17 protein-coding genes and 4 tRNA genes are annotated in these 21,327 nt (G+C 60.1%); 7 read left to right on the top strand and 14 right to left on the bottom strand.

The window, feature by feature from the left end; all coding sequences use genetic code 11:
* Nucleotides 1–172: 172 nt before the first annotated feature.
* The 5 genes from ASG55_RS04615 to ASG55_RS04595 form a co-directional block, all read right to left on the bottom strand.
* Complete coding sequence (locus ASG55_RS04615) at nucleotides 173–580, bottom strand: sel1 repeat family protein (RefSeq protein WP_056783981.1); 408 nt, start codon at nucleotides 578–580, stop codon at nucleotides 173–175.
* Nucleotides 581–952: a hypothetical protein gene (locus tag ASG55_RS04610; RefSeq protein ID WP_003223109.1), complete on the bottom strand. Its 372-nt coding sequence runs from the start codon at nucleotides 950–952 to the stop codon at nucleotides 581–583.
* Nucleotides 949–1,290, bottom strand: a complete 342-nt coding sequence (locus ASG55_RS04605) for a helix-turn-helix domain-containing protein (protein ID WP_056783977.1) — start codon at nucleotides 1,288–1,290, stop codon at nucleotides 949–951. The genes ASG55_RS04610 and ASG55_RS04605 overlap by 4 nt, the downstream gene beginning before the upstream one ends.
* 112 nt (nucleotides 1,291–1,402) lie before the next feature.
* Entirely contained in the window at nucleotides 1,403–1,858 is a 456-nt protein-coding gene (locus ASG55_RS04600) for a YkvA family protein (protein WP_016773733.1), read from the bottom strand.
* Between the two features lie 292 nt (nucleotides 1,859–2,150).
* A complete protein-coding gene (locus ASG55_RS04595; protein WP_016773732.1) occupies nucleotides 2,151–2,867 on the bottom strand; it encodes an FKBP-type peptidyl-prolyl cis-trans isomerase in 717 nt (238 codons plus the stop codon).
* A gap of 269 nt (nucleotides 2,868–3,136) precedes the next feature.
* On the opposite strand from ASG55_RS04595, the gene ASG55_RS04590 reads away from it, so the two are divergent.
* Nucleotides 3,137–4,948: a di-heme-cytochrome C peroxidase gene (locus tag ASG55_RS04590; RefSeq protein WP_056783974.1), complete on the top strand. Its 1,812-nt coding sequence runs from the start codon at nucleotides 3,137–3,139 to the stop codon at nucleotides 4,946–4,948.
* Nucleotides 4,945–6,114, top strand: a complete 1,170-nt coding sequence (locus ASG55_RS04585; RefSeq protein ID WP_056783972.1) for a catalase family protein — start codon at nucleotides 4,945–4,947, stop codon at nucleotides 6,112–6,114. The genes ASG55_RS04590 and ASG55_RS04585 overlap by 4 nt, the downstream gene beginning before the upstream one ends.
* Nucleotides 6,115–6,203: 89 nt before the next feature.
* On the opposite strand, the gene ASG55_RS04580 is transcribed toward ASG55_RS04585, so the two are convergent.
* The 4 genes from ASG55_RS04580 to ASG55_RS04565 all read right to left on the bottom strand — a co-directional run bounded on the left by ASG55_RS04580 (nucleotide 6,204) and on the right by ASG55_RS04565 (nucleotide 6,736).
* A tRNA-Asp gene (locus ASG55_RS04580) sits at nucleotides 6,204–6,280 on the bottom strand.
* Between the two features lie 19 nt (nucleotides 6,281–6,299).
* Nucleotides 6,300–6,375 (bottom strand) — tRNA-Val (locus ASG55_RS04575).
* Nucleotides 6,376–6,564: 189 nt separating this feature from the next.
* Nucleotides 6,565–6,641: transfer RNA gene (locus ASG55_RS04570), tRNA-Asp, on the bottom strand.
* 19 nt (nucleotides 6,642–6,660) lie between these two features.
* Nucleotides 6,661–6,736, bottom strand: a tRNA-Val gene (locus ASG55_RS04565).
* Nucleotides 6,737–6,895: 159 nt separating this feature from the next.
* On the opposite strand from ASG55_RS04565, the gene rdgC reads away from it, so the two are divergent.
* The 3 genes from rdgC (at nucleotide 6,896) to sugE (ending at nucleotide 9,360) form a co-directional block, all read left to right on the top strand.
* The gene (gene rdgC, locus ASG55_RS04560) at nucleotides 6,896–7,816 is read left to right on the top strand and encodes a recombination-associated protein RdgC (protein ID WP_024012190.1); all 921 of its coding nucleotides are present in this window, start codon (nucleotides 6,896–6,898) and stop codon (nucleotides 7,814–7,816) included.
* 143 nt (nucleotides 7,817–7,959) lie between these two features.
* Nucleotides 7,960–8,925, top strand: coding sequence for a bile acid:sodium symporter family protein (locus tag ASG55_RS04555; RefSeq protein WP_041479525.1), 966 nt, complete (start codon nucleotides 7,960–7,962; stop codon nucleotides 8,923–8,925).
* Nucleotides 8,926–9,045: 120 nt separating this feature from the next.
* On the top strand, nucleotides 9,046–9,360 hold the full coding sequence (gene sugE, locus ASG55_RS04550; RefSeq protein WP_056783969.1) for a quaternary ammonium compound efflux SMR transporter SugE: 315 nt from the start codon (nucleotides 9,046–9,048) through the stop codon (nucleotides 9,358–9,360).
* 114 nt (nucleotides 9,361–9,474) lie between these two features.
* On the opposite strand, the gene ASG55_RS04545 is transcribed toward sugE, so the two are convergent.
* The 3 genes from ASG55_RS04545 to ASG55_RS04535 all read right to left on the bottom strand — a co-directional run bounded on the left by ASG55_RS04545 (nucleotide 9,475) and on the right by ASG55_RS04535 (nucleotide 13,896).
* On the bottom strand, nucleotides 9,475–11,346 hold the full coding sequence (locus ASG55_RS04545) for an MFS transporter (RefSeq protein WP_056783966.1): 1,872 nt from the start codon (nucleotides 11,344–11,346) through the stop codon (nucleotides 9,475–9,477).
* 96 nt (nucleotides 11,347–11,442) lie between these two features.
* Nucleotides 11,443–12,594 carry a TDT family transporter gene (locus ASG55_RS04540; protein ID WP_056783963.1) on the bottom strand — a complete coding sequence of 384 codons (1,152 nt, stop codon included), beginning with the start codon at nucleotides 12,592–12,594 and terminating at the stop codon, nucleotides 11,443–11,445.
* A gap of 114 nt (nucleotides 12,595–12,708) precedes the next feature.
* Nucleotides 12,709–13,896: an MFS transporter gene (locus tag ASG55_RS04535; protein WP_056786762.1), complete on the bottom strand. Its 1,188-nt coding sequence runs from the start codon at nucleotides 13,894–13,896 to the stop codon at nucleotides 12,709–12,711.
* Nucleotides 13,897–13,999: 103 nt separating this feature from the next.
* Between ASG55_RS04535 and ASG55_RS04530 the strand changes: the two genes are divergently transcribed.
* Nucleotides 14,000–14,542 (top strand): TetR/AcrR family transcriptional regulator, encoded by a 543-nt coding sequence (locus ASG55_RS04530; protein ID WP_056783960.1) that lies wholly within the window; start codon nucleotides 14,000–14,002, stop codon nucleotides 14,540–14,542.
* 223 nt (nucleotides 14,543–14,765) lie between these two features.
* The gene (locus ASG55_RS04525) at nucleotides 14,766–18,236 is read left to right on the top strand and encodes a hybrid sensor histidine kinase/response regulator (protein WP_056783958.1); all 3,471 of its coding nucleotides are present in this window, start codon (nucleotides 14,766–14,768) and stop codon (nucleotides 18,234–18,236) included.
* Between the two features lie 610 nt (nucleotides 18,237–18,846).
* Here ASG55_RS04525 and rmuC read toward each other — a convergent pair.
* On the bottom strand, nucleotides 18,847–20,211 hold the full coding sequence (rmuC, locus tag ASG55_RS04520) for a DNA recombination protein RmuC (protein ID WP_164488343.1): 1,365 nt from the start codon (nucleotides 20,209–20,211) through the stop codon (nucleotides 18,847–18,849).
* 175 nt (nucleotides 20,212–20,386) lie between these two features.
* Nucleotides 20,387–20,710 (bottom strand): hypothetical protein, encoded by a 324-nt coding sequence (locus ASG55_RS04515; RefSeq protein WP_024012181.1) that lies wholly within the window; start codon nucleotides 20,708–20,710, stop codon nucleotides 20,387–20,389.
* Between the last annotated feature and the right edge of the window lie 617 nt (nucleotides 20,711–21,327).

Here is a 21,327-nt window from a genome sequence, read left to right as displayed (position 1 = left end):
AATTAGTCGCGGGAACTGTGCGGGGGATCAGAAAGGAAAGAAGTCAGGCGAGTAGGCAAAGGATGTAGGACTAATCTGCAATCCAACATCCAGCGAAAAACGTGCAGGCAAAAACGTAAACGCGGCGTGAGTAACCTCTCACACCGCTTTTATTTAAAAGACATACATGGAATTACTGCGTTGAATCACCAGCCATCAGCTGTTGCAGCTTAAGCTCGGCCAACGGGTGGCCGGCTTTGGCAGCCATGCTCCACCAACGAGCGGCCTCAACGGGATCCGGCGCCTTGCTCGGCGTACCGGCGAGGCTGATCACACCGACTTGATAAGCGGCTTTACCGTCGCCGGCCAACGCCGCCAGACGCAGCAGACGCACGCCTTCTTCACGCGCGCCTAACCCGACGCCGCGAAAAGTCAGAATGTGCCCATAAAAGCTTTGCGCACCGACATCGCCGAGGTTGGCCATGCGTGCAAACTGGCCTTCGAGCCAGCGCCAACCACGCGGCTGGCGAACGAACCACGACCAATGAAACAACCTGCGGGCCAGCCAGTAACCGGCCCGCGCCTTGAGGCGCAGAAACACTCAGGCCTCCGCCGATTCCGGGTATTCGTATTCGAAGACGCGCACCACTTCCGACGCATGCCAGGACGCCGCCGCAACGCCATCTGACGGCCCGGAAAAGCGCCCCAGACGCTCGACACATTCAAAGAACCCGGTACGCGGCAAACGACTGGCGCCCTGACTGATGACCAGCGAACTGCGCAACGGTTGCTCGGCTTTGGCGTCCAGTGCGGCCAGATGCTCCAGCGCAGCCGTCAGTGTCTGCATCGCCGGCGTCGGCAGCTGCAAACGCTCAAGCAAGGCTCGATAAGTGAGAAGATGGCGCTGACGACGCGCCTGGTCCAGTTCCCCCAGCAATCCGTCCCAATGTTGACGGCTGATTCGTACGCTCACGATTCGTCCCTCCAACCCGGCACCGTCAGTTCCCAGGCCAGGCTGCGGCGAATCGCGGCGTCGGGCTGACGCTCACCACTTTCGATCATGGCCAGATAAGACGGGCTGATACCTACCGTGCGGGCCAGCGCCTCGATGGCGATGCCCTTCCCTTCGCGCAAACTGCGTAATTGATCCAGACCCGGAAGAATCGGCTCCGGCGAGGCGGCGAGCGGCGCTGCTGGCTGCTGCACCGGTGTTGCGTTGATCCCTGCTGCTTTCAGTAAAGCCTGATATTGAGCCCACGGCAGAACCGCGTATTCGGGTTCGCCATCGCGTGCAATTATCTGAATATCCATGACTACCCCGTAGGACAACACCACTTAGCGAGTCGGCACTTTTCCCTAGAAGTGTAATCCTAACAGCGGCCAAGGTCGCGAGTGGTATCTATCTGTAGGCAGTCTTCGTCAGTCAGGGCTTTTTCGGGCCTTGCAGCTGCAATTGTTCAGGGGTATCAGGAAGGCGCTCAACCACCGCCAGCTTCTCGGGTTGCTGGCGCTTGCGCCACAGGCGGAAGGCGTTGAGCTCGTCATCGAGGGTTTTCATCAGCCAGGCGAGGACAGCGATGTCATCGAGCATGCCGAACATGGGAATGAAATCCGGAATGGCATCGACCGGGCTGAGGAAATACATCAGGCCGGCCACCACCGAAATCAGCGACTTGGCACTGATCGCGCGATACTCGCCACGCCAGTAGGCCAGGCACAGCGACTGCAGCAAGCGCAGATCATCCTTGAGTTTGCCCAGGCGATTGCCTTGCGCGGCGCCTTTGCTGGCCACGGCAAACAACAGGGTCGGCAAGCGTCCACGGGCCAGCAGGCGACCGGCCAACGGCAGGAATCGAGCGAAATTCCACGGAGCTTTCATCTATTCTTCCCGTTGAAATGTTATCCACACAAATTGTGGATAACCTTGTGAACAGAGCTGCATTTCAGCGCTGAGAGCCCCGTTTCATAAGGGCTGCGCTCAGATCGGGCGTTTTTTACTCACATAAAAAAGCCCAATATTTCATTGACTTGGCAGCTCAGGGCGTCTAGCGCGGGCAGCCTCAAAGCTATGACTGTGCTGATCGCTGTCAGTTCGCTCTGTTTACCTTCCCTGACCTGCAGATGCAACAACGCCCCGCATGTGCGAGGCGTTGTTTTCGAGCCGTTGCGTGTTACTTGGCAGCGGCGTCTTCTTTGGCTGGATCCTTGATGGCCAGCAGTTCCAGGTCGAAAACCAGAACCGAGTTGGCCGGGATTGCCGGGCTTGGCGACTGAGCTCCGTAAGCCAGATCGCTAGGGATGTACAGTTTGTACTTCTCGCCAACGTGCATCAGTTGCAGACCTTCAACCCAACCCGGGATCACGCCACTGACTGGCAGATCGATCGGGCTGCCGCGCTCTACGGAGCTGTCGAACACGGTGCCGTTGGTCAGCTTGCCGGTGTAGTGAACAGTTACGACGTCGGTCGGCTTAGGCTGTGGGCCGTCGGCTTTCTTCACTACTTCGTACTGCAGGCCGGAAGCGGTGGTGGTCACACCGGCTTTCTTGCCGTTCTCTTCGAGGAATTTCTTGCCGGCGGCTGCCGACTCTTCACTCATCTTGGCCATACGCTCTTCAGCACGCTTTTGCAGCGAGGCGAAGGCTTCGACCAGTTCTTCATCTTTCAGCTTCTGTTCTTTCTTGCCAACGGCATCTTCGATGCCCTGGGCTACCGCTTTGGAGTCCAGATCATCCATGCCTTCCTGGGCAAGGCTTTTGCCCATGTTCAGGCCGATGCCGTAGGAAGCTTTTTGCGCCGGGGTTTTCAGCTCTACGCTGGTCTGCGAGTCACAACCCGCGAGTACCAGGCTAACCAGGGCTACCGCCGCCGCCAACCGATGCTGTTTCATGCTATTTCCTTGTTCATGCGCCGAATGGGCAATCGAGTAAAGCCGCGAGCTTATCAGGCCGCCACGACCAATGGCTACCGGCATGAGAGCAGGAATCTTCCGATAAGTTCAGGTATTAAAACGCATTTGGACAACGGCTGGATGAAGCTTCTGTCATCCACGGACGACAAGCGTCATCGGAGCTTGCCTCAGCGTCTGGCGTAATGGCCACTTGCCCAGCAGTCATGGCTCAGGCATAACAGCGCAACAATTCGACAAGGATGTTTAACTTGCGCCTTCTATTCCGCGTTCTCACTCTGGTGATCGTGCTGGCGATAATCGCCGTTGCGGTGATTGTCTATTACGTCGCCAACCCGAAATTGCCCTTCTACACCCCGCCGCAACAGGTACGTTACCTGGATCAATGGAGCGAAGAGCAACGGCAGACCTACTACTTCACGCCCCAAGGTACGCAAGTCAAAGGCCTGCGTTACGAGTGGTTCCAGGCATTGGAATTGCCCTTCTCCGAGCAGCGCTTCGCCTCCCCTGAATATCTCGCCCGTTTCGGCTTCCTGGTCGACCCGCAGCAGAAAGCGAGCGCGAACAACCCCGGCAACCTTCCCGTCGGTTTTGCCCGGCACCAGAATCCCGGCAACGCCTCCGAGCACTATCTGGACATCACCTGCGCCGCTTGCCACACCGGCGAGTTGCGCTTCAAAGACCAGGCCGTGCGTATCGATGGCGGCACCGCACAGCACGTGTTGCCTTCCAGCGTTCCTACGTTGCGCGGCGGCAGTTTCGGACAGGCCCTGGTCGCCAGTCTCGCCTCGACTTACTACAACCCGTGGAAGTTCGAGCGCTTCGCCCGTCAGGTGCTCGGGGATGATTACGATGCGCGCCGCGAACAATTGCGCAAGGAGTTCAAGACCTCGCTGAACACCTTCGTCAAAGTGGCGTGGAACGACACCCATCGCGGCCTGTACCCGACCGAGGAAGGCCCGGGGCGCACCGACGCGTTTGGACGAATTGCCAACGCGACGTTTGGCGATGCGATTTCCCCTGCCAACTACCGCGTAGCCGATGCCCCGGTGGATTATCCGCAGCTGTGGGACATGTGGACGTTCGATTGGGTGCAGTGGAATGGCTCGGCCCAGCAGCCGATGGCGCGCAATATCGGCGAAGCGCTCGGCGTCGGAGCCACATTGAATTTCTTCGACGGCAACGGCCAGCCGCTGCAAGGCGCTGAGCGCTATCCCTCCAGCGTGCGCGTGCGCGATCTGCACGCTATCGAAGAAACCTTGCAGCAGTTGAAGTCGCCGACCTGGCCGGAAGATCTGTTCGGTGCGATCGACAAGCCGCTGGCCGCCAAAGGCCGCGCGCTGTTCGCGGAAAACTGCGTCGGCTGCCATGTCCCGCGCCAATCGCAGGAAGGCGAACGCTGGGTGCAGCACTTGCACATGCTGCCCGTAGACGTGATCGGTACCGATCCCAATGCGGCCAACAACGTTGCCAGCCATCGTTTCGACCTGAGCGTGCTGCAATGGGATGTCAAAGAGTTGGAAAAAATGGACGTCAGACTGCACCCCGAACCTAAAGCGCCGCTTGATCTGAGCCAATTGTCGGTGGCCAAGGGCCTGGCTTACGTCACCGCGTTCGTGGAAAACCGTGCCTATCGCGACGCGCAGATCACGCCGGAAGAAAAACCGCGCATGGACGGTTTCGGCCTGCCGATCGGCGTGCGCGAGAAAGTCGCTTACAAGGCCCGGCCGCTGGCCGGCGTGTGGGCGACTGCGCCGTTTCTGCACAACGGCTCGGTGCCGAGCCTTTATCAGTTGCTGTCACCGCAGGATGAGCGCGCCACCACCTTCTATAAAGGCACGCTCGAATACGACCCGCGCCACCTCGGCTATCGCACCGAACCTTTCACCAACGGTTTTCTGTTCGACACGCGCATCAGCGGCAACCACAACAGCGGCCACGAATTCCGCGCCGGCGCTCGCGGCAACGGGGTGATCGGCCGCCTCCTGCAACCCGAGGAGCGCTGGGCGCTGCTCGAATATCTGAAAGTACTGGGCGGACCACTGGAGGCGCAGTTGCCATGATCATGCCGACATTCAAAAAAGAACTGCCGCCACTGGCTCGCTTCTGGCTCTGGTTGGGGCGTTTGCTTGGCAAGACGCTGCTGATCCTGCTGGTCATCGGCCTGCTCGGCTGGGCCATCGCCGCCGCGTGGTTCGCTTGGCAGCATCGTGGGCCGGTGTCGGCGCAGGAACAGATTCCAGCGGGCGAAGCGGCGATGACCCAGGACATCATTCAAACCGCAGTGCGCATCGTCGACCAGCACCGCGAACCCACGCGTTATCTGCGCGATGCCCACGCCAAAGCGCATGGCTGCGTGAAGGCGCAAGTGCAGGTGTTACCGGAACTGGCGCAATCGCTGCGACAGGGTGTGTTCAGCGAGCCGGGCAAGACCTGGCAGGCGCTGATCCGGTTGTCCAACGGCAATGCCTACCCGCAATTCGACAGCATTCGCGACGCGCGCGGAATGGCGATCAAGTTGCTTGAGGTTCCTGGCACGCAACTGCTAGGCAACCGCCAGGACCAGCATGAACAGGATTTCGTGATGTTCAGCCATCCGAATTTCTTTGTCAGCAATGTCGCCGAGTACCGTCAGAATGTGGCGGCGCAGGCTGACGGCAAGAAGGTCATGGCGTTTTTTCCGACGTGGGATCCGCGCACCTGGCAGGTCCGTCATCTATTCATCGCGTTGGCAACCCTGTCAGCGCCGCCGGACAGTCCGACCGAGACTACATATTTCTCTGTATCACCCTACAAGTTCGGTGAGGCCAATGCGAAATTCCGCGTCGTGCCGGATCCGGAGCGTTGCCCGGCGTATACCTTGCCCAAACAGAATCACGACTTGCCGAATTTTCTGCGCAGTGCACTGAATCAACAGTTATCCACGGATCGGGTGCCGGCGTGTTTTGCCCTGCAGATCCAGCGCCAGGACGCGAACAAGTACATGCCGATCGAAAACACCAGCATTGAGTGGCGTGAGCAGGATGCGCTTTTTGCAACGGTGGCGCGGATCACCCTGCCCGCGCAGGACTTCGATACGCCGGCGCTGAATCTGCAATGCGACAACCTGTCGTTCAACCCGTGGTTCGGCATCGAGGCGCATCGGCCGGTGGGCGGGATCAATCGCTTGCGCAAGGCAGTGTACGAGGCGGTGAGCGACTATCGGCATGCCCGCAATGCGGCGCAGTAGCGCGGCGATTTCATAAATCGCAGACAGCAAAAAGCCCGCACAAGGCGGGCTTTTTGTGGTGTCTGGCGTTCAGTTCCAGATACCGAATATGGCGCAGCGGACGGGACTCGAACCCGCGACCCCCGGCGTGACAGGCCGGTATTCTAACCGACTGAACTACCGCTGCGCGAAACGCTTGAAACGAATGGTGGGTGATGACGGGATCGAACCGCCGACATTCTGCTTGTAAGGCAGACGCTCTCCCAGCTGAGCTAATCACCCTTCGCTTCGTTACGGGGCGTATTATGCCACAGGTTTTCGTAAAGTGTTGATTTAATTGAATATTTTCAAAAAAATCTGAAAACCGGTGAAACGATACATCCCGCGGGTACAACCTTGAGACAGAAAAAAACCCGCCTCAGCGGGTTTTTCCGTGGTGACCTGGCGTTCAGTGGTCCAGGTTACCGAATATGGCGCAGCGGACGGGACTCGAACCCGCGACCCCCGGCGTGACAGGCCGGTATTCTAACCGACTGAACTACCGCTGCGCTAAACACTTGAAACGAATGGTGGGTGATGACGGGATCGAACCGCCGACATTCTGCTTGTAAGGCAGACGCTCTCCCAGCTGAGCTAATCACCCTTCGCTTCGGTGTGGCGCGCATTCTACGGAGCACCCCAACCTCTGGCAAGCACTTTTTTAAATAATTTTCCGAGGCCTTCCAAAGGCTTAGAGAAGGGTTGGCCTATGCCCCGGCGAAGACAATAATGCCCCCCTTTGTATAAAGGAGTGACTCGCCCCATGTGGTTCAAGAACCTGCTGATCTATCGCCTGACCCAAGACCTGCCTGTCGATGCCGAGGCGCTGGAAACTGCACTGGCGACCAAACTGGCGCGGCCGTGTGCAAGCCAGGAGCTGACCACTTACGGTTTCGTCGCACCATTCGGCAAGGGCGAAGATGCGCCGCTGGTGCATGTCAGCGGCGATTTCCTGCTGATCTCTGCGCGTAAAGAAGAACGTATTCTGCCGGGCAGCGTTGTGCGTGACGCGGTCAAGGAAAAGGTCGAAGAGATCGAAGCCGAGCAGATGCGCAAGGTCTATAAGAAGGAACGCGACCAGATCAAGGATGAAATTATCCAGGCGTTTCTGCCGCGCGCGTTCATCCGTCGTTCGTCGACCTTCGCCGCGATCGCGCCGAAACAGGGCCTGATCCTGGTCAACTCGGCCAGCCCGAAACGCGCCGAAGACCTGCTGTCGACGCTGCGCGAAGTGATCGGCACCCTGCCCGTGCGTCCGCTGACCGTGAAAATGGCACCGACTGCGGTGATGACCGAGTGGGTCACCACACAGAAAGCCGCCGACGATTTCTATGTACTGGACGAGTGCGAACTGCGCGACACCCACGAAGACGGCGGCATCGTCCGCTGCAAGCGCCAGGACCTGACCAGCGAGGAAATCCAGCTGCACCTGAGCACCGGCAAAGTCGTCACTCAGCTGTCGCTGGCCTGGCAGGACAAACTGTCGTTCATGCTCGACGACAAGATGACCGTCAAGCGCCTGAAATTCGAGGATCTGCTGCAGGATCAGGCGGAACAGGACGGTGGTGATGAAGCCCTGGGCCAACTGGATGCCAGCTTCACCCTGATGATGCTGACCTTCGGCGACTTCCTGCCGGCGCTGGTTGAAGCGTTGGGTGGGGAAGAGATGCCGCAGGGGATCTGACTCTGACGAGCATCTAACCTGTGGGAGCGAGCCTGCTCGCGAATGCGGTGCGCCAGCAACATTAATGTATCTGGCTCACCGCTTTCGCGAGCAGGCTCGCTCCCACAATGTTTTGTGGTGTAACCAATAATAAGGATCAAGCCATGCGCGCACTGGCTGCACTCAGCCGCTTTGTCGGCAATACCTTCGCTTACTGGGTTCTGATATTCGCCGTCGTGGCCTTCCTGCAACCGGCGTGGTTCATCGGCCTGAAAAGCGCGATCGTACCGCTGCTGGGTCTGGTGATGTTCGGCATGGGCCTGACCCTCAAGCTCGACGACTTCGCTGCCGTCGCTCGCCATCCGTGGCGGGTGGCGCTGGGCGTGGTTGCGCATTTCGTGATCATGCCCGGTGTGGCGTGGTTGCTCTGCCAGGTGTTTCACCTGCCGCCGGAAATCGCCGTCGGGGTGATTCTGGTCGGCTGCTGCCCGAGCGGCACCTCTTCGAACGTGATGACCTGGCTGGCACGTGGTGATCTGGCGCTTTCAGTGGCGATTGCCGCGGTCACTACCCTCCTCGCCCCACTGTTGACCCCGGCACTGATCTGGCTGCTGGCCTCGGCGTGGCTGCCGGTATCGTTCATGGAGCTGTTCTGGTCGATCCTGCAAGTGGTGCTGTTGCCGATCGTTCTCGGCGTGGTCGCGCAGCGGCTGCTCGGCGACAAGGTGCGGCATGCGGTGGATGTGTTGCCGCTGGTGTCGGTGGTCAGCATCGTGATTATCGTCACCGCCGTGGTCGCGGCGAGTCAGGCGAAAATCGCCGAGTCCGGCCTGTTGATCATGGCCGTGGTGATGCTGCACAACAGCTTCGGTTATCTGCTCGGCTACTTCACCGGACGCCTGTTCGGCTTGCCTCTGGCTCAGCGCAAGTCGCTGGCACTGGAGGTCGGCATGCAGAATTCGGGACTGGGCGCGGCATTGGCCAGTGCGCACTTTTCGCCACTGGCGGCGGTGCCGAGCGCGCTGTTCAGCGTTTGGCACAATATTTCCGGAGCACTGCTATCGACGTACTTCCGGCGCATGAGCGAAAAGGAAGACCGCGACAACCTCGCGCAACGGGCTGCCGATTGAGGCTGAAAACTTGATCCCCGGGTTAATGCTCGTCACTATATTGCGCAACGCGGGGACGACCCTGCGGCTCGATCGAGTCATTCATCTGGGGACGACCCCGTCAATCGATGGAGGTCCTGCATGTCCTGGATCATTCTGTTTTGCGCCGGCCTGTTCGAAGTCGGCTGGGCCGTTGGCCTGAAATACACCGACGGCTTCACCCGCCCGCTTCCCACCGCCCTCACCGTTGCCGCCATGGCCATCAGCCTTGGTTTGCTCGGTCTGGCGATGAAGGAATTGCCATTGGGTACGGCGTATGCGATCTGGACCGGCGTAGGTGCGGTGGGCACGGTGATCGCCGGGATCATTTTGTTCGACGAGTCGATGGCGTTGATTCGGCTGATCAGTGTGGCGTTGATCGTCACGGGTTTGATTGGCCTTAAAGTCAGCGCTTAAGCCGATACCGTCTTCGCGAGCAGGCTCGCTCCCACCTTCAACCGCGTTCCGTCATTGGAACAGGGTCAACTGTGGGAGCGAGCCTGCTCGCGAAGGGGCCTTTTGATACACCGACTATCTAACGGACCCGCGCAACTCCCCCACCAACACCTGCAACTTCGCTGGCTCAGTCCCTTCGGTAATCGCCGGCCCGGCCACCAGCGTCACCCGCGACCACAGGCGATGGAACAAGCCCTTGTTCGGATCGCGACTGAAGAAACTCCCCCACAATCCTTGCAGCGCCAGCGGAATCACCGGCACCGGCGTCTCCTCCAGAATGCGCGTCACGCCGCCACGAAACTCGTTGATCTCGCCATCGGCGGTCAATTTGCCTTCCGGGAAAATGCACACCAATTCGCCGTCCTTCAGATACTGAGCGATGCGGGTGAAGGCTTTTTCGTAGATCTGGATATCTTCCTGGCGTCCGGCAATCGGAATCGCGCCCGCCGTGCGAAAGATGAAGTTCAGCACCGGCAGGTTGTAGATCTTGTAGTACATGACAAAGCGAATCGGCCTACGCACCGCCCCGCCGATGAGCAAGGCGTCAACGAACGACACGTGGTTGCACACCAACAGCGCCGCGCCCTCGTCCGGGATCGCTTCAAGGTTGCGGTGCTCGACGCGGTACATGGAATGGCTGAGCAGCCAGATCATGAAGCGCATGCTGAATTCCGGAACGATCTTGAAGATGTAGGCGTTGACGCCGATGTTCAGCAGCGACACCACCAGGAACAGTTGCGGGATCGACAGCTTGGCGACGCTGAGCAAAACGATCGAAACAATCGCCGACACCACCATAAACAACGCGTTGAGAATGTTGTTGGCGGCAATCACCCGCGCCCGTTCGTTTTCAGCCGTACGCGACTGGATCAGCGCGTACAGCGGGACAATATAGAAGCCACCGAAAATGCCCAGGCCAAGGATGTCGATCAACACCGCCCAGGTGTGAACGAAGCCCAGCACGGCAATCCAGCTATGGCCGGTGACGCTGTCCGGGATTCCCCCGGAATGCCACCACAGCAACAGGCCGAACACGGTCAGGCCAAACGAGCCAAACGGCACCAGTCCGATCTCGACTTTGCGCCCTGAGAGTTTCTCGCAGTGCATCGAACCCAGCGCGATGCCCACCGAGAACACGGTCAGGATCAGCGTGACCACGGTTTCGTCACCGTGCATCCATTCCTTGGCGTAGGCCGGGATCTGCGTCAGATAGATTGCCCCGACGAACCAGAACCACGAGTTGCCGACAATCGAGCGCGACACCGCAGGCGTCTGGCCCAGACCGAGTTTCAACGTCGCCCAAGACTGACTGAAGATGTTCCAGTTCAGGCGCATTTCCGGCGACGAGGCCGCCGCGCGCGGAATACTGCGGCTGGCCAGATAACCCAGCACGGCAATGCCGACGATCGCGGCGGAGACTACTGGCGCGTAGTGCTCGGTCGACATCATGATCCCGGCGCCGATGGTGCCGGCGAGAATTGCCAGAAACGTGCCCATTTCCACCAGACCGTTGCCGCCGACCAGTTCATCGTCGCGCAAGGCCTGCGGCAGGATCGAATACTTCACCGGGCCGAACAGCGCCGAATGCGTGCCCATGGCGAACAACGCCACCAGCATCAACGACAGATGATCGAAGAGAAAGCCGATCGATCCTACGGCCATGATGGCGATTTCCGCGAGCTTGATCAGACGGATCAGCGCGTCCTTGGCGAATTTTTCCCCGAACTGCCCGGCCAGCGCCGAGAACAGGAAAAACGGCAGGATAAACAGCAGCGCACAGAGGTTGACCCAGATCGAGCGATCGCCCTCGATGGTCAGCCGATAGAGGATGGCGAGGATCAACGACTGCTTGAACACGTTGTCGTTAAACGCGCCGAGCGACTGGGTAATAAAGAAGGGCAAAAAGCGCCGGGTGCGCAACAGGTTGAACTGTGAGGGGTGACTCATCTTCCGTGTTTCCTGATGTTAGGTAGTGAGGCCTGGGTGCTTGTTATTGGAATCCCGCACCACGATCCAGGCCACACCTTACCTAAACTTTTCGGATTATTTCTTCAAACCTGCAATACACGGCGAGACAAACAGCTCGCCACGCCACGCGCCCTGCACGGTGCGCTTGCCGACGATCAGCCACATTGCCGCCAACAAAATCACCAGCGCCGTACCGAACACACTGAAAAATGTCAGGTTGAGGATACTTGCCAGTTTCAGCGTCGCCAGCGAATACACGCCCAATGGGAAGGTGAAGCCCCACCAGCCGAGGTTGAACGGAATGCCGTCACGCAGATAACGCACGGTGATCAGCAGCGCCATCAACATCCACCACAGACCAAACCCCCACAGCGTAATCCCCGCCACCAGGCCCAGGCCCGAAGCGATTTCACCGACGCCAGCCAGGCCATTGGCGGCAAAAATCGCTGGCGCCTCACCGCCCAACAGCAACATGCCCAGCGCACCGGTGCCGATCGGACCGAGGGCGAGCCAGCTCGACGCGGCCATGTTTTCGTGAGGTAGCTTGTGCAGAGCCATACGCAACAACAGGATGGTCAGAATGCTGAACGCCACCGGCAGGGAGAAAGCCCAGAGCACATAGCTGGTGGTCAGTACGACGAGTTGCCCATGGGCGTCGGTCAGATGCGGGGCGAGCAAACCGCCGCTGGCCGCTGCTACTTCCGCCGCCACCACCGGCAGCAACCAGACCGCAGTCATCTGATCGATGCTGTGTTCCTGACGGGTAAACATCATGTACGGAATCAACACACCGCAGGCCAGCGACATCGCTACATCGATCCACCACAACACTTCAACGAGCTGAATGACACCGTCGCCCCAGCGCGGCAGCCCGAACAACAGAAAGCCGTTGATGATCGTCGCCAGGCCCATGGGAATGGTGCCGAAGAACATCGACACAGTGGAATGACCGAAAATCCGCCGCGCCTCGTCAAAGAACAAAATCCAGCGCGCGGCGTAGGCAGCAGTAAACAAGCTGAACAACAGAATGTTGAACAGCCACAGCCCCTCGGCCACGACGCGTAATCCGGGAATGGCCAGCGGCAACTGGGCCAGCGCCAATGCCAGCACACCGGTGCCCATGGTCGCGGCGAACCAGTTCGGCGTGAACTGGCGGATCACTTCACGCGGATGCTGAAGCTGGCTGAAAGGTTTGTAGCCGGGGGTGACACTGTTGGGGCAAATCATCATGAACTCCTGTCCTCTGGTGAGGTGGAGTCCATGGTAGATCCGAATCGAATATCGATATAACGGGTAATATCTCTAACTGTTATCTGTTTCGCAGATAAGCGTCCACACGCGCTAAGGAGCGCTGCAAACTCTGCCCGTCTGCGGACGCAGACTGAGTACCAGCGCAGCAACGGCCAGCACGATCAACACAACGCCGTAACCGTCGGTGGTCGCCAGCAGTCCAAAGTTGCGCGCCAGATACCCGGCCAGCAACGCCGGCAAACAGAACGCCAGATAACTGAGCACGTAATACGCCGACATCAACCCGGCTCGCTCGTGTGGCGAGGCCAGCGACACCAGACTGCGCACCGCACCGAGGAAACCGGAACCGAAGCCGCAACCGGCGACCAGGGTGCCAAAGAAAAACAGCGACAGACTGGCGCCATGCACACCGAGCAGAATCAGCACTAGCCCGATCGGCAGCAAGCTCGCGCCCAGCCGCAACGCCTGAGCGGCCGGACGATTGCGCATCATGAAAATCATCAACGCTCCGGTCACGGTGAGCGCCGCGACCGTAGCGCCGCCGATCAGATTGGAGGTAGAGCCAGTGGCCGTGCGCACCAACGACGGTGCCAGCGAGGCATAAAAACCTCCGAGCGCCCAGGTTGCGGTGTTCAGCGGCAGCACTCGCCACAACGTTGAACGCGCTTGCACCGGCACGTGCAGGGTCGGCCGCAACGACGCCAGCGCCCCACCTTGCCGCGAGACACTTTCCGGCAGGCGCCAGACATAAACGCCCTGCAACACGAACAACGCCAACAGCAACCAATAGGTCAGCTGCAACGGCGCCGGTGCGAATTCTGCCAGTAAGCCACAGCCCAAACCGCCCAAAGCCATCCCGAGTAACGGCGCGACACTGTTGATCAGCGGCCCCTGCTGACGGTCGGTGTCGAGCAGCGTTGCACTCAATACGGCAGTGGCCATGCCGGTGGCGAAACCTTGCAGCACCCGTGCGCTGATCAACCACGACACGCTGTCGGCATGAATGAACAGCAGCATCGCCAGCGCATTGAGCAGCACGGCACTGAAGATCACCGGTTTGCGTCCGAGATGGTCGGAAAGCGAACCAACCGTCAGCAACGCCGCCAACAGACTGAAAGCGTAAACGGCGAAGATCAGCGTCAACATCGCTGCCGAGAAATGCAGCTGATCCTGATACAAGTGATACAACGGCGTCGGCGCGGTGGAAGCGGCGAGAAAACTGAGTAAGGTGATCGCCAGAAACCACAAGCTCGACTGGTGGGAAGCGACACTATTCAAGGGGCTGGTCATGGGCACACTCCGCAAAAGCTAATTTTTTGCTTTTGTGCAGTGTGCTACCGCCCCGCGCTTAAAGCAAATTCTTTGTGTTAAGGTCTGCCGCATGGCTATTAAAGAAGGTTTACGCCCCGGGGGCCGCAGTGCCCGGGTGCAAGAGTCGATTCATTCGGCTGTCAACGCGCTGCTGCAAGAGCAGGAACGTTCCACCGTGACCGTCCCGCAGATTGCCGCCCGCGCAGGGGTTACGCCGTCGACGATCTACCGCCGCTGGGGTGATCTGGCGGCATTACTCGCCGACGTCGCCCTCGCCCGCATGCGCCCGGACAGCGAACCGGCGAACACTGGCAGCCTGCGCGGCGATATCCGCGCCTGGGCCGAGCAATATCTCGACGAGATGAGCTCGGAGGTCGGGCGCAACATGATGCGCGACGTGCAGGCCAGCGCTACGCCGGGCTATTGCGTGGCGATCATTGGTGCGCAGTTGCAGACCATTGTCGATCGCTATCCGCATGAGAAGGCGCCGAGTGTCGATCGCTTGATCAATCTGGTGGTGGCGCCGGTGGTGTTCCGGATTCTGTTTTCGGCCACGGCGCTGGAGGTGGATGAGTTGCATCGGTTGATCGATATTGCATTGCGGCAGGACTGACGCCTTCGCGAGCAGGCTCGCTCCCACAAGGGAATGCATTCCAGAAAGTGGGAGCGAGCCTGCTCGCGAAGAGGCCCGCCCGGGCACCACAAAAACCACCCGGTACCCCGCCTGCGACACCCCGCCACGCCACGACCTTGGTCGACACTGACTAACCGCCGCGCGCGTGCGAGACTGTCCGCCCGGGCAGGAGTGCCGGGGAGTCTTTTGTCGGGAGTGCTGCATGTCGTTGTCCACCGGGCTGATCGCCGTCGTTGCCCTGGCCTATATGGCCATCATGTTCGCCATCGCCTTCTACGGCGACCGTCGCAGCACGCCGTTGCCGCCACGGGTGCGCGCTTGGGTGTACAGCCTGTCGCTGGCGGTTTACTGCACCAGTTGGACGTTCTTCGGCGCGGTCGGTCAGGCGGCGGAACAACTGTGGTCATTCCTGCCAATCTACCTCGGGCCGATCCTGCTGCTGGTCGGCGCGCCGTGGGTCCTGCAGAAAATGGTGATGATCAGCAAACAGGAGAACATCACCTCCATCGCCGACTTCATCGCCGCGCGCTACGGTAAGTCGCAATCGTTGGCGGTGGTGGTGGCGCTGATTTGTCTCGTCGGCGTCTTGCCCTACATCGCCCTGCAACTCAAAGGCATTGTCCTTGGCGTGAACCTGTTGATCGGCGCCGGCGCCGATGCCATGGGCACCCGCGCTCAGGACACGGCGCTGATCGTGTCGCTGGTGCTAGCCCTGTTCACCATCGTTTTCGGTACGCGCAACCTCGACGCCACCGAACATCACCGTGGCATGGTGCTGGCGATTGCCTTCGAATCGCTGGTCAAGCTGTTCGCCTTTCTCGCCGTCGGCGCCTTCGTCACGTACGGCCTGTATGACGGTTTCGACGACCTGTTCAATCAGGCGATGCTCGCCCCGCGCCTTGAGGCGTACTGGAAGGAAACCATCAACTGGCCATCGATGGTGGTGCAGACCGGCGTGGCGATGATGGCGATCATCTGCCTGCCCCGGCAATTTCACGTCACCGTGGTGGAGAACATCGACCCGCAGGATCTGCGACTGGCGAAATGGGTGTTCCCCGCCTATCTGGCTTTGGCCGCATTGTTTGTAGTACCGATCGCCCTTGCCGGTCAGATGATGCTGCCCAGCCACGTGCTGCCCGACTCGTTCGTGATCAGCCTGCCGCTGGCCCAGGCCCATCCGGCGCTGGCGATGCTGGCGTTTATCGGTGGTGCATCGGCAGCGACCGGCATGGTGATTGTCGCCAGCGTCGCACTGTCGACCATGGTCTCCAACGACATGCTGCTGCCGTGGCTGTTGCGCCGCAACAACGCCGAGCGCCCGTTCGAGGTGTTCCGCCAGTGGATGCTCTCGGTGCGCCGCGTGAGCATCGTGGTGATTCTGCTGCTGGCCTACGTCAGTTATCGCTTGCTCGGCTCGACCGCGAGCCTGGCGACCATCGGCCAGATCGCCTTCGCGGCGGTGACGCAACTGGCGCCGGCCATGCTTGGCGCGCTGTACTGGAAACAGGCCAACCGCCGTGGCGTGTTCGCCGGGCTCGCTACCGGGACGTTTCTGTGGTTTTACACGCTGGTGCTGCCGATTGCCGCGCACAGTCTCGGCTGGTCGCTGGCGAGTTTCCCCGGCTTGGCGTGGCTGCACAGCAATCCGCTGAACCTGCCGATTACGCCGCTGACTCAAGGCGTGGTGCTGTCGCTGGCGGGTAACTTCACCCTGTTCGCCTGGGTCTCGGTGCTGTCGCGCACGCGGGTTTCCGAGCACTGGCAGGCCGGGCGTTTCATCGGTCAGGAAATCAGCGCGCGGCCTAATGCTCGTTCAATGCTGGCGGTGCAGATCGACGATCTGCTGCAACTGGCGGCGCGTTTCGTCGGCGAAGAACGCGCGCGGCAGAGCTTCATTCGCTTCGCCTACCGTCAGGGCAAGGGTTTCAACCCCAACCAGAACGCCGACAGTGAATGGATCGCCCATACCGAACGCTTGCTCGCCGGTGTCCTTGGCGCCTCTTCGACGCGCGCCGTAGTAAAGGCCGCCATCGAAGGTCGGGAAATGCAGTTGGAGGACGTAGTCCGAATCGCTGACGAAGCCTCGGAAGTGCTGCAGTTCAACCGCGCCCTGCTGCAAGGCGCGATCGAGAACATCACCCAGGGCATCAGCGTGGTCGACCAGTCGCTGAAACTGGTGGCGTGGAACCGGCGTTATCTGGAGCTGTTTAACTACCCCGACGGCCTGATCAGCGTCGGCCGGCCGATTGCCGACATCATTCGCTACAACGCCGAACGCGGTTTGTGCGGCCCCGGCGAAGCGGAAGTGCACGTCGCGCGACGCTTGCACTGGATGCGTCAGGGCCGCGCGCACACTTCCGAACGGCTGTTCCCCAATGGCCGGGTGATCGAGCTGATCGGCAACCCGATGCCCGGCGGCGGATTTGTCATGAGCTTCACCGACATTACCGCGTTCCGCGAAGCCGAACAGGCGCTGACCGAGGCCAACGAAGGGCTGGAACAACGGGTCAGCGAGCGTACCCAAGAACTGTCGCAACTCAACGTCGCGCTCACCGAAGCCAAGGGCAATGCCGAGGCGGCCAACCAGTCGAAAACCCGCTTCCTCGCCGCCGTCAGCCACGACTTGATGCAACCGCTGAACGCCGCGCGACTGTTCTCCGCCGCCCTCTCCCACCAGAACGAAGGCTTGAGCGCAGAGGCGCAGCAGCTGGTGCAACACCTCGACAGCTCGCTGCGCTCGGCGGAAGACCTGATCAGCGATCTGCTGGACATCTCGCGCCTGGAAAACGGCAAGATCAACCCGGACCGCAAAGCGTTCGTCGTCAATGAATTGTTCGACACCCTCGGGGCGGAATTCAAGGCGCTGGCCCAAGAGCAAAAGCTCACGTTCCGGGTGCGCGGCAGTCAATTGCGCATCGACAGCGACATCAAACTGCTGCGGCGAATCCTGCAAAACTTCCTCACCAACGCTTTCCGCTACGCCAAAGGCCCGGTGCTGCTGGGCGTGCGTCGGCGCGGTGGCGAGTTATGTCTGGAAGTCTGGGATCGCGGCCCGGGGATTCCGGAAGACAAACAACAAGTGATTTTCGAAGAATTCAAACGCCTCGACAGCCACCAGACCCGCGCCGAAAAAGGTCTGGGCCTGGGTCTGGCGATCGCCGACGGCTTGTGCCGCGTGCTGGGGCATACCTTGCGCGTTCGCTCCTGGCCGGGGCGCGGCAGTGTGTTCAGCGTCACGGTACCGCTGGCGCGCACGCAAACGCCTGCGGCGAGCGCCTCGATCGAACCAAACAGCAAAATGCTCAGCGGCGCGCAGGTGCTGTGCATCGATAACGAAGACAGCATCCTGATCGGCATGAACAGCCTGCTGAGCCGCTGGGGCTGCCAGGTATGGACGGCGCGCAATCGCGAAGAATGCGCAGCGATATTGAATGAAGGTGTGCGGCCGCAACTGGCGCTGGTCGACTATCACCTCGACCACGGCGATACCGGCACAGAGCTGATGGCGTGGTTGCGCACGCGCCTGGGCGAGCCGGTACCCGGCGTGGTAATCAGCGCGGATGGACGCCCGGAGACCGTAGCGCAAGTGCATGCTGCGGGCCTGGATTACCTGGCCAAACCGGTGAAGCCGGCAGCGTTGCGGGCACTGTTGAGTCGGTATTTGCCGTTGTAGAAGGTGACCTTGCAGACGCCTTCGCGAGCAGGCTCGCTCTCACAGAACAGCAAGAGCAAGAGCAAAAGATCGCAGCCTTCGGCAGCTCCTACAGTTGGATCTGAGTGAAATGGTTGGTCGGCAGATTGCCTTCGCGAGCAGGCTCGCTCCCACAAAAGCAAAAGCAAGGCAGCGCAGCCGCCCCACTCAACAATGAGCGCAAGCTCGAGTGCTTTTGATCTTGATCCACCGGCGACGTCGGAAGGCTGAGTGGAGGGATTGATCCGGGGGTGGGAGCGCAGCGACCGTCTGGCGCAGCCAGACACAGCGGAAGGAGGTGCAGCGCGACGTCGGAAGGCTGAGTGGAGGGATTGATCCGGGGGTGGGAGCGCAGCGACCGTCTGGCGCAGCCAGACACAGCGGAAGGAGGTGCAGCGAAGCAAACCGTAGCCGCTGCGCCCGGATCGATCCCGGAGCGAAGGGACCCGAGCCTGCGAGGGCCGAACGTAGGAGCAAGCCTTTTGGGTTACCTTTTTGGCGTTTGAAAAAGGTGACTCGCCGTAAGGGCGAAACCGCCAGCCGCCACGCCCGCAGCAACGGATATGCCCCCAATCAGCCCAAAAAACGACGCCTACTCAGGCAACTCAACCAACCCATCAACATCCGTCATCGCCCGCTCCAGCAAATCCGCCGGCAAGCTCTTGCTCGCCCGCGCACCGAGCAACTTCAACTGCTCACTGCGGCTGACCAGATTACCGCGCCCCTCTGTCAGCTTGTTACGCGCTGAGCTGTAAGCCTTGTCCAGTTGCTGCAGACGATTGCCCACTTCGTCCAGATCCTGAATAAACAACACGAACTTGTCATACAGCCAACCCGCGCGCTCGGCGATTTCCCGGGCGTTCTGGCTCTGCCGCTCCTGCTTCCACAGACTGTCGATCACCCGCAACGTGGCCAGCAGCGTAGTCGGGCTGACGATCACGATATTGCGGTCGAAGGCGTCCTGAAACAGCGACGGCTCAGCCTGCAATGCCGCAGAAAATGCCGCTTCAATCGGTACGAACAGCAAAACGAAATCGAGGCTGTGCAAGCCTTCCAGACGCTTGTAATCCTTGCCGGCCAGACCTTTCACATGATTGCGCAGCGACAACACGTGCTGCTTGATCGCGATCTGCCCCAACGTGTCGTCATCTGCCGCAACATACTGTTGATACGCGGTGAGGCTGACTTTCGAGTCGACCACGACTTGCTTGTCGCCGGGCAGATAAATGATTACATCGGGCTGGAAACGCTCACCGTCCGGGCCTTTGAGATTGACCTGAGTCTGATACTCGCGGCCCTTCTCCAGACCCGCGTGCTCAAGAACGCGCTCGAGGATCAGTTCGCCCCAATTGCCCTGGGTTTTCTGGCCCTTGAGCGCGCGAGTCAGATTGGTCGCTTCGTCGCTCAGGCGCAGGTTCAATGCCTGCAAACGCTCCAGCTCCTTGGCCAGCGAGAAGCGCTCGCGGGCTTCGGCCTGATAGCTTTCTTCCACGCGTTTTTCAAAGGACTGGATGCGTTCTTTCAACGGATCGAGTAACTGCCCGAGCCGCTGCTGGCTGGTTTCGGCAAAGCGCTGCTCACGCTCATCGAAGATCTTGCCGGCCAGCTCGGCGAATTGCGCACGCAACTCATCGCGCGAGCCTTGCAGGTCGTTGAGACGTTGTTGATGGCTTTCCTGTTGCTCTCGCAGTTCGGCACTCAGCGAGGCCGCTTGGGCGTCGAGGCGGCGCAACTCAGCGTCCTTGTTGGCGCGTTCGAGGTTCCAGGCGTGGGAGGCATCGCGGGCGTCATCGCGCTCGATCTGCAGCAATTCAACTTCGCGGCGCAGGGCGGCGAGGTCTGCCTGTTTGGCGGCATTGGCCTGGCCGAGATCGGCGATCTCATCGCGGCTCGCTTCAAGCTGCGCGGTGAGGCCGTCCTGGGCCAGTTGCGCCATGGCCAGGCGCTCCTCGAGCAAGGCCAGATCGGCCTGGGCATTGCTGGCCCGGCGTTGCAGTTGCCAGGCCAGCGCCAGCAGCGGCACCCCTGCTGCCGCAAGACCAAGCAATATGCTGGTCAAGTCCATAGCCATAGCGACTCCTGCCAATCGGATAAAGCCTGAAGGTTAACCAAGGTGTCTGGGCTTGGACAGCTCAGTCTTCGATCAGACCGAGTTCCTGCTGTGCGCGACGGTCGCCGGCGCGGGCGGCCTGACGCAGCAGCTCCTGGCCGATACGCCGGTCACGGGCATTGCCGCACTCACGGCAGATCAATTGGCCGAGACGGCTTTGCGCAGCGACTACACCTTCACGGGCCGGTTGCTTGAGCAGGCGGCCCGCGAGGTGTTTGGCGCTGGGGCTGTCGCTCAGGCGCGGCGCATCGAGCAGCCACTCAGCCACACGTACGGAAAAACGCTTGGGAGCGGTAACAGAGGTCGGATTGGAGGTAACAGAGTCTGATACTGAGCGAAACTTCATAAAGCACTGCGGGACAGATCGGAAGGCGCGCCACTTTACTCTCTTTTTCTTACAGGTAAAGTCGAAAAAAACCCGGCACGCCCGTCCTAGAGCAAGCGCTAGGGACAATCCACAGAAGCTGTGGATAAGTCAGTGGACAACCGCTCTGTGATCCTCGCAAAGCCTTATGGAATGGGGCTCGCAGTCAAACTGACGATTTTTTCACCAACAAAAAAAGACGATATTTTTCATTGACTTAAACTTTTGATACAGGCAGCGACTGGAGTCAGGATCGATGTGACAGTTGCGTTACGCTCTGCGCAACTAATGTGCACAAGTACCTGTGCGCCGGTTATATGCGTGCGCTTTTTGGGGTCATTTTGCGCAGCTGCGAACGACCGAAAGGCTCTGCGAAAAGCATGCACGCCGACGGACGGTGTGACACGACCATTCCGTGCGAAGCTTTTTTCGTCATGGGGTTTGCTTCGCCCGAACGGATCCGTTACTATCCGCGGCGTTAGTACCAAGCTGAAAGTCAATTCCGGTCGAACATCTCCCACGGTCAACTTCCAACAGGAAGACACTGCCGAAAAAAGCGGGAACGACCCCTCGATGGTTTCCAGGTAACTCTTGCGACG

Source organism: Pseudomonas sp. Leaf434 (assembly GCF_001425545.1).
Classification (GTDB): domain Bacteria; phylum Pseudomonadota; class Gammaproteobacteria; order Pseudomonadales; family Pseudomonadaceae; genus Aquipseudomonas; species Aquipseudomonas siliginis.
This window is presented reverse-complemented; position numbering and strand designations above follow the sequence as displayed.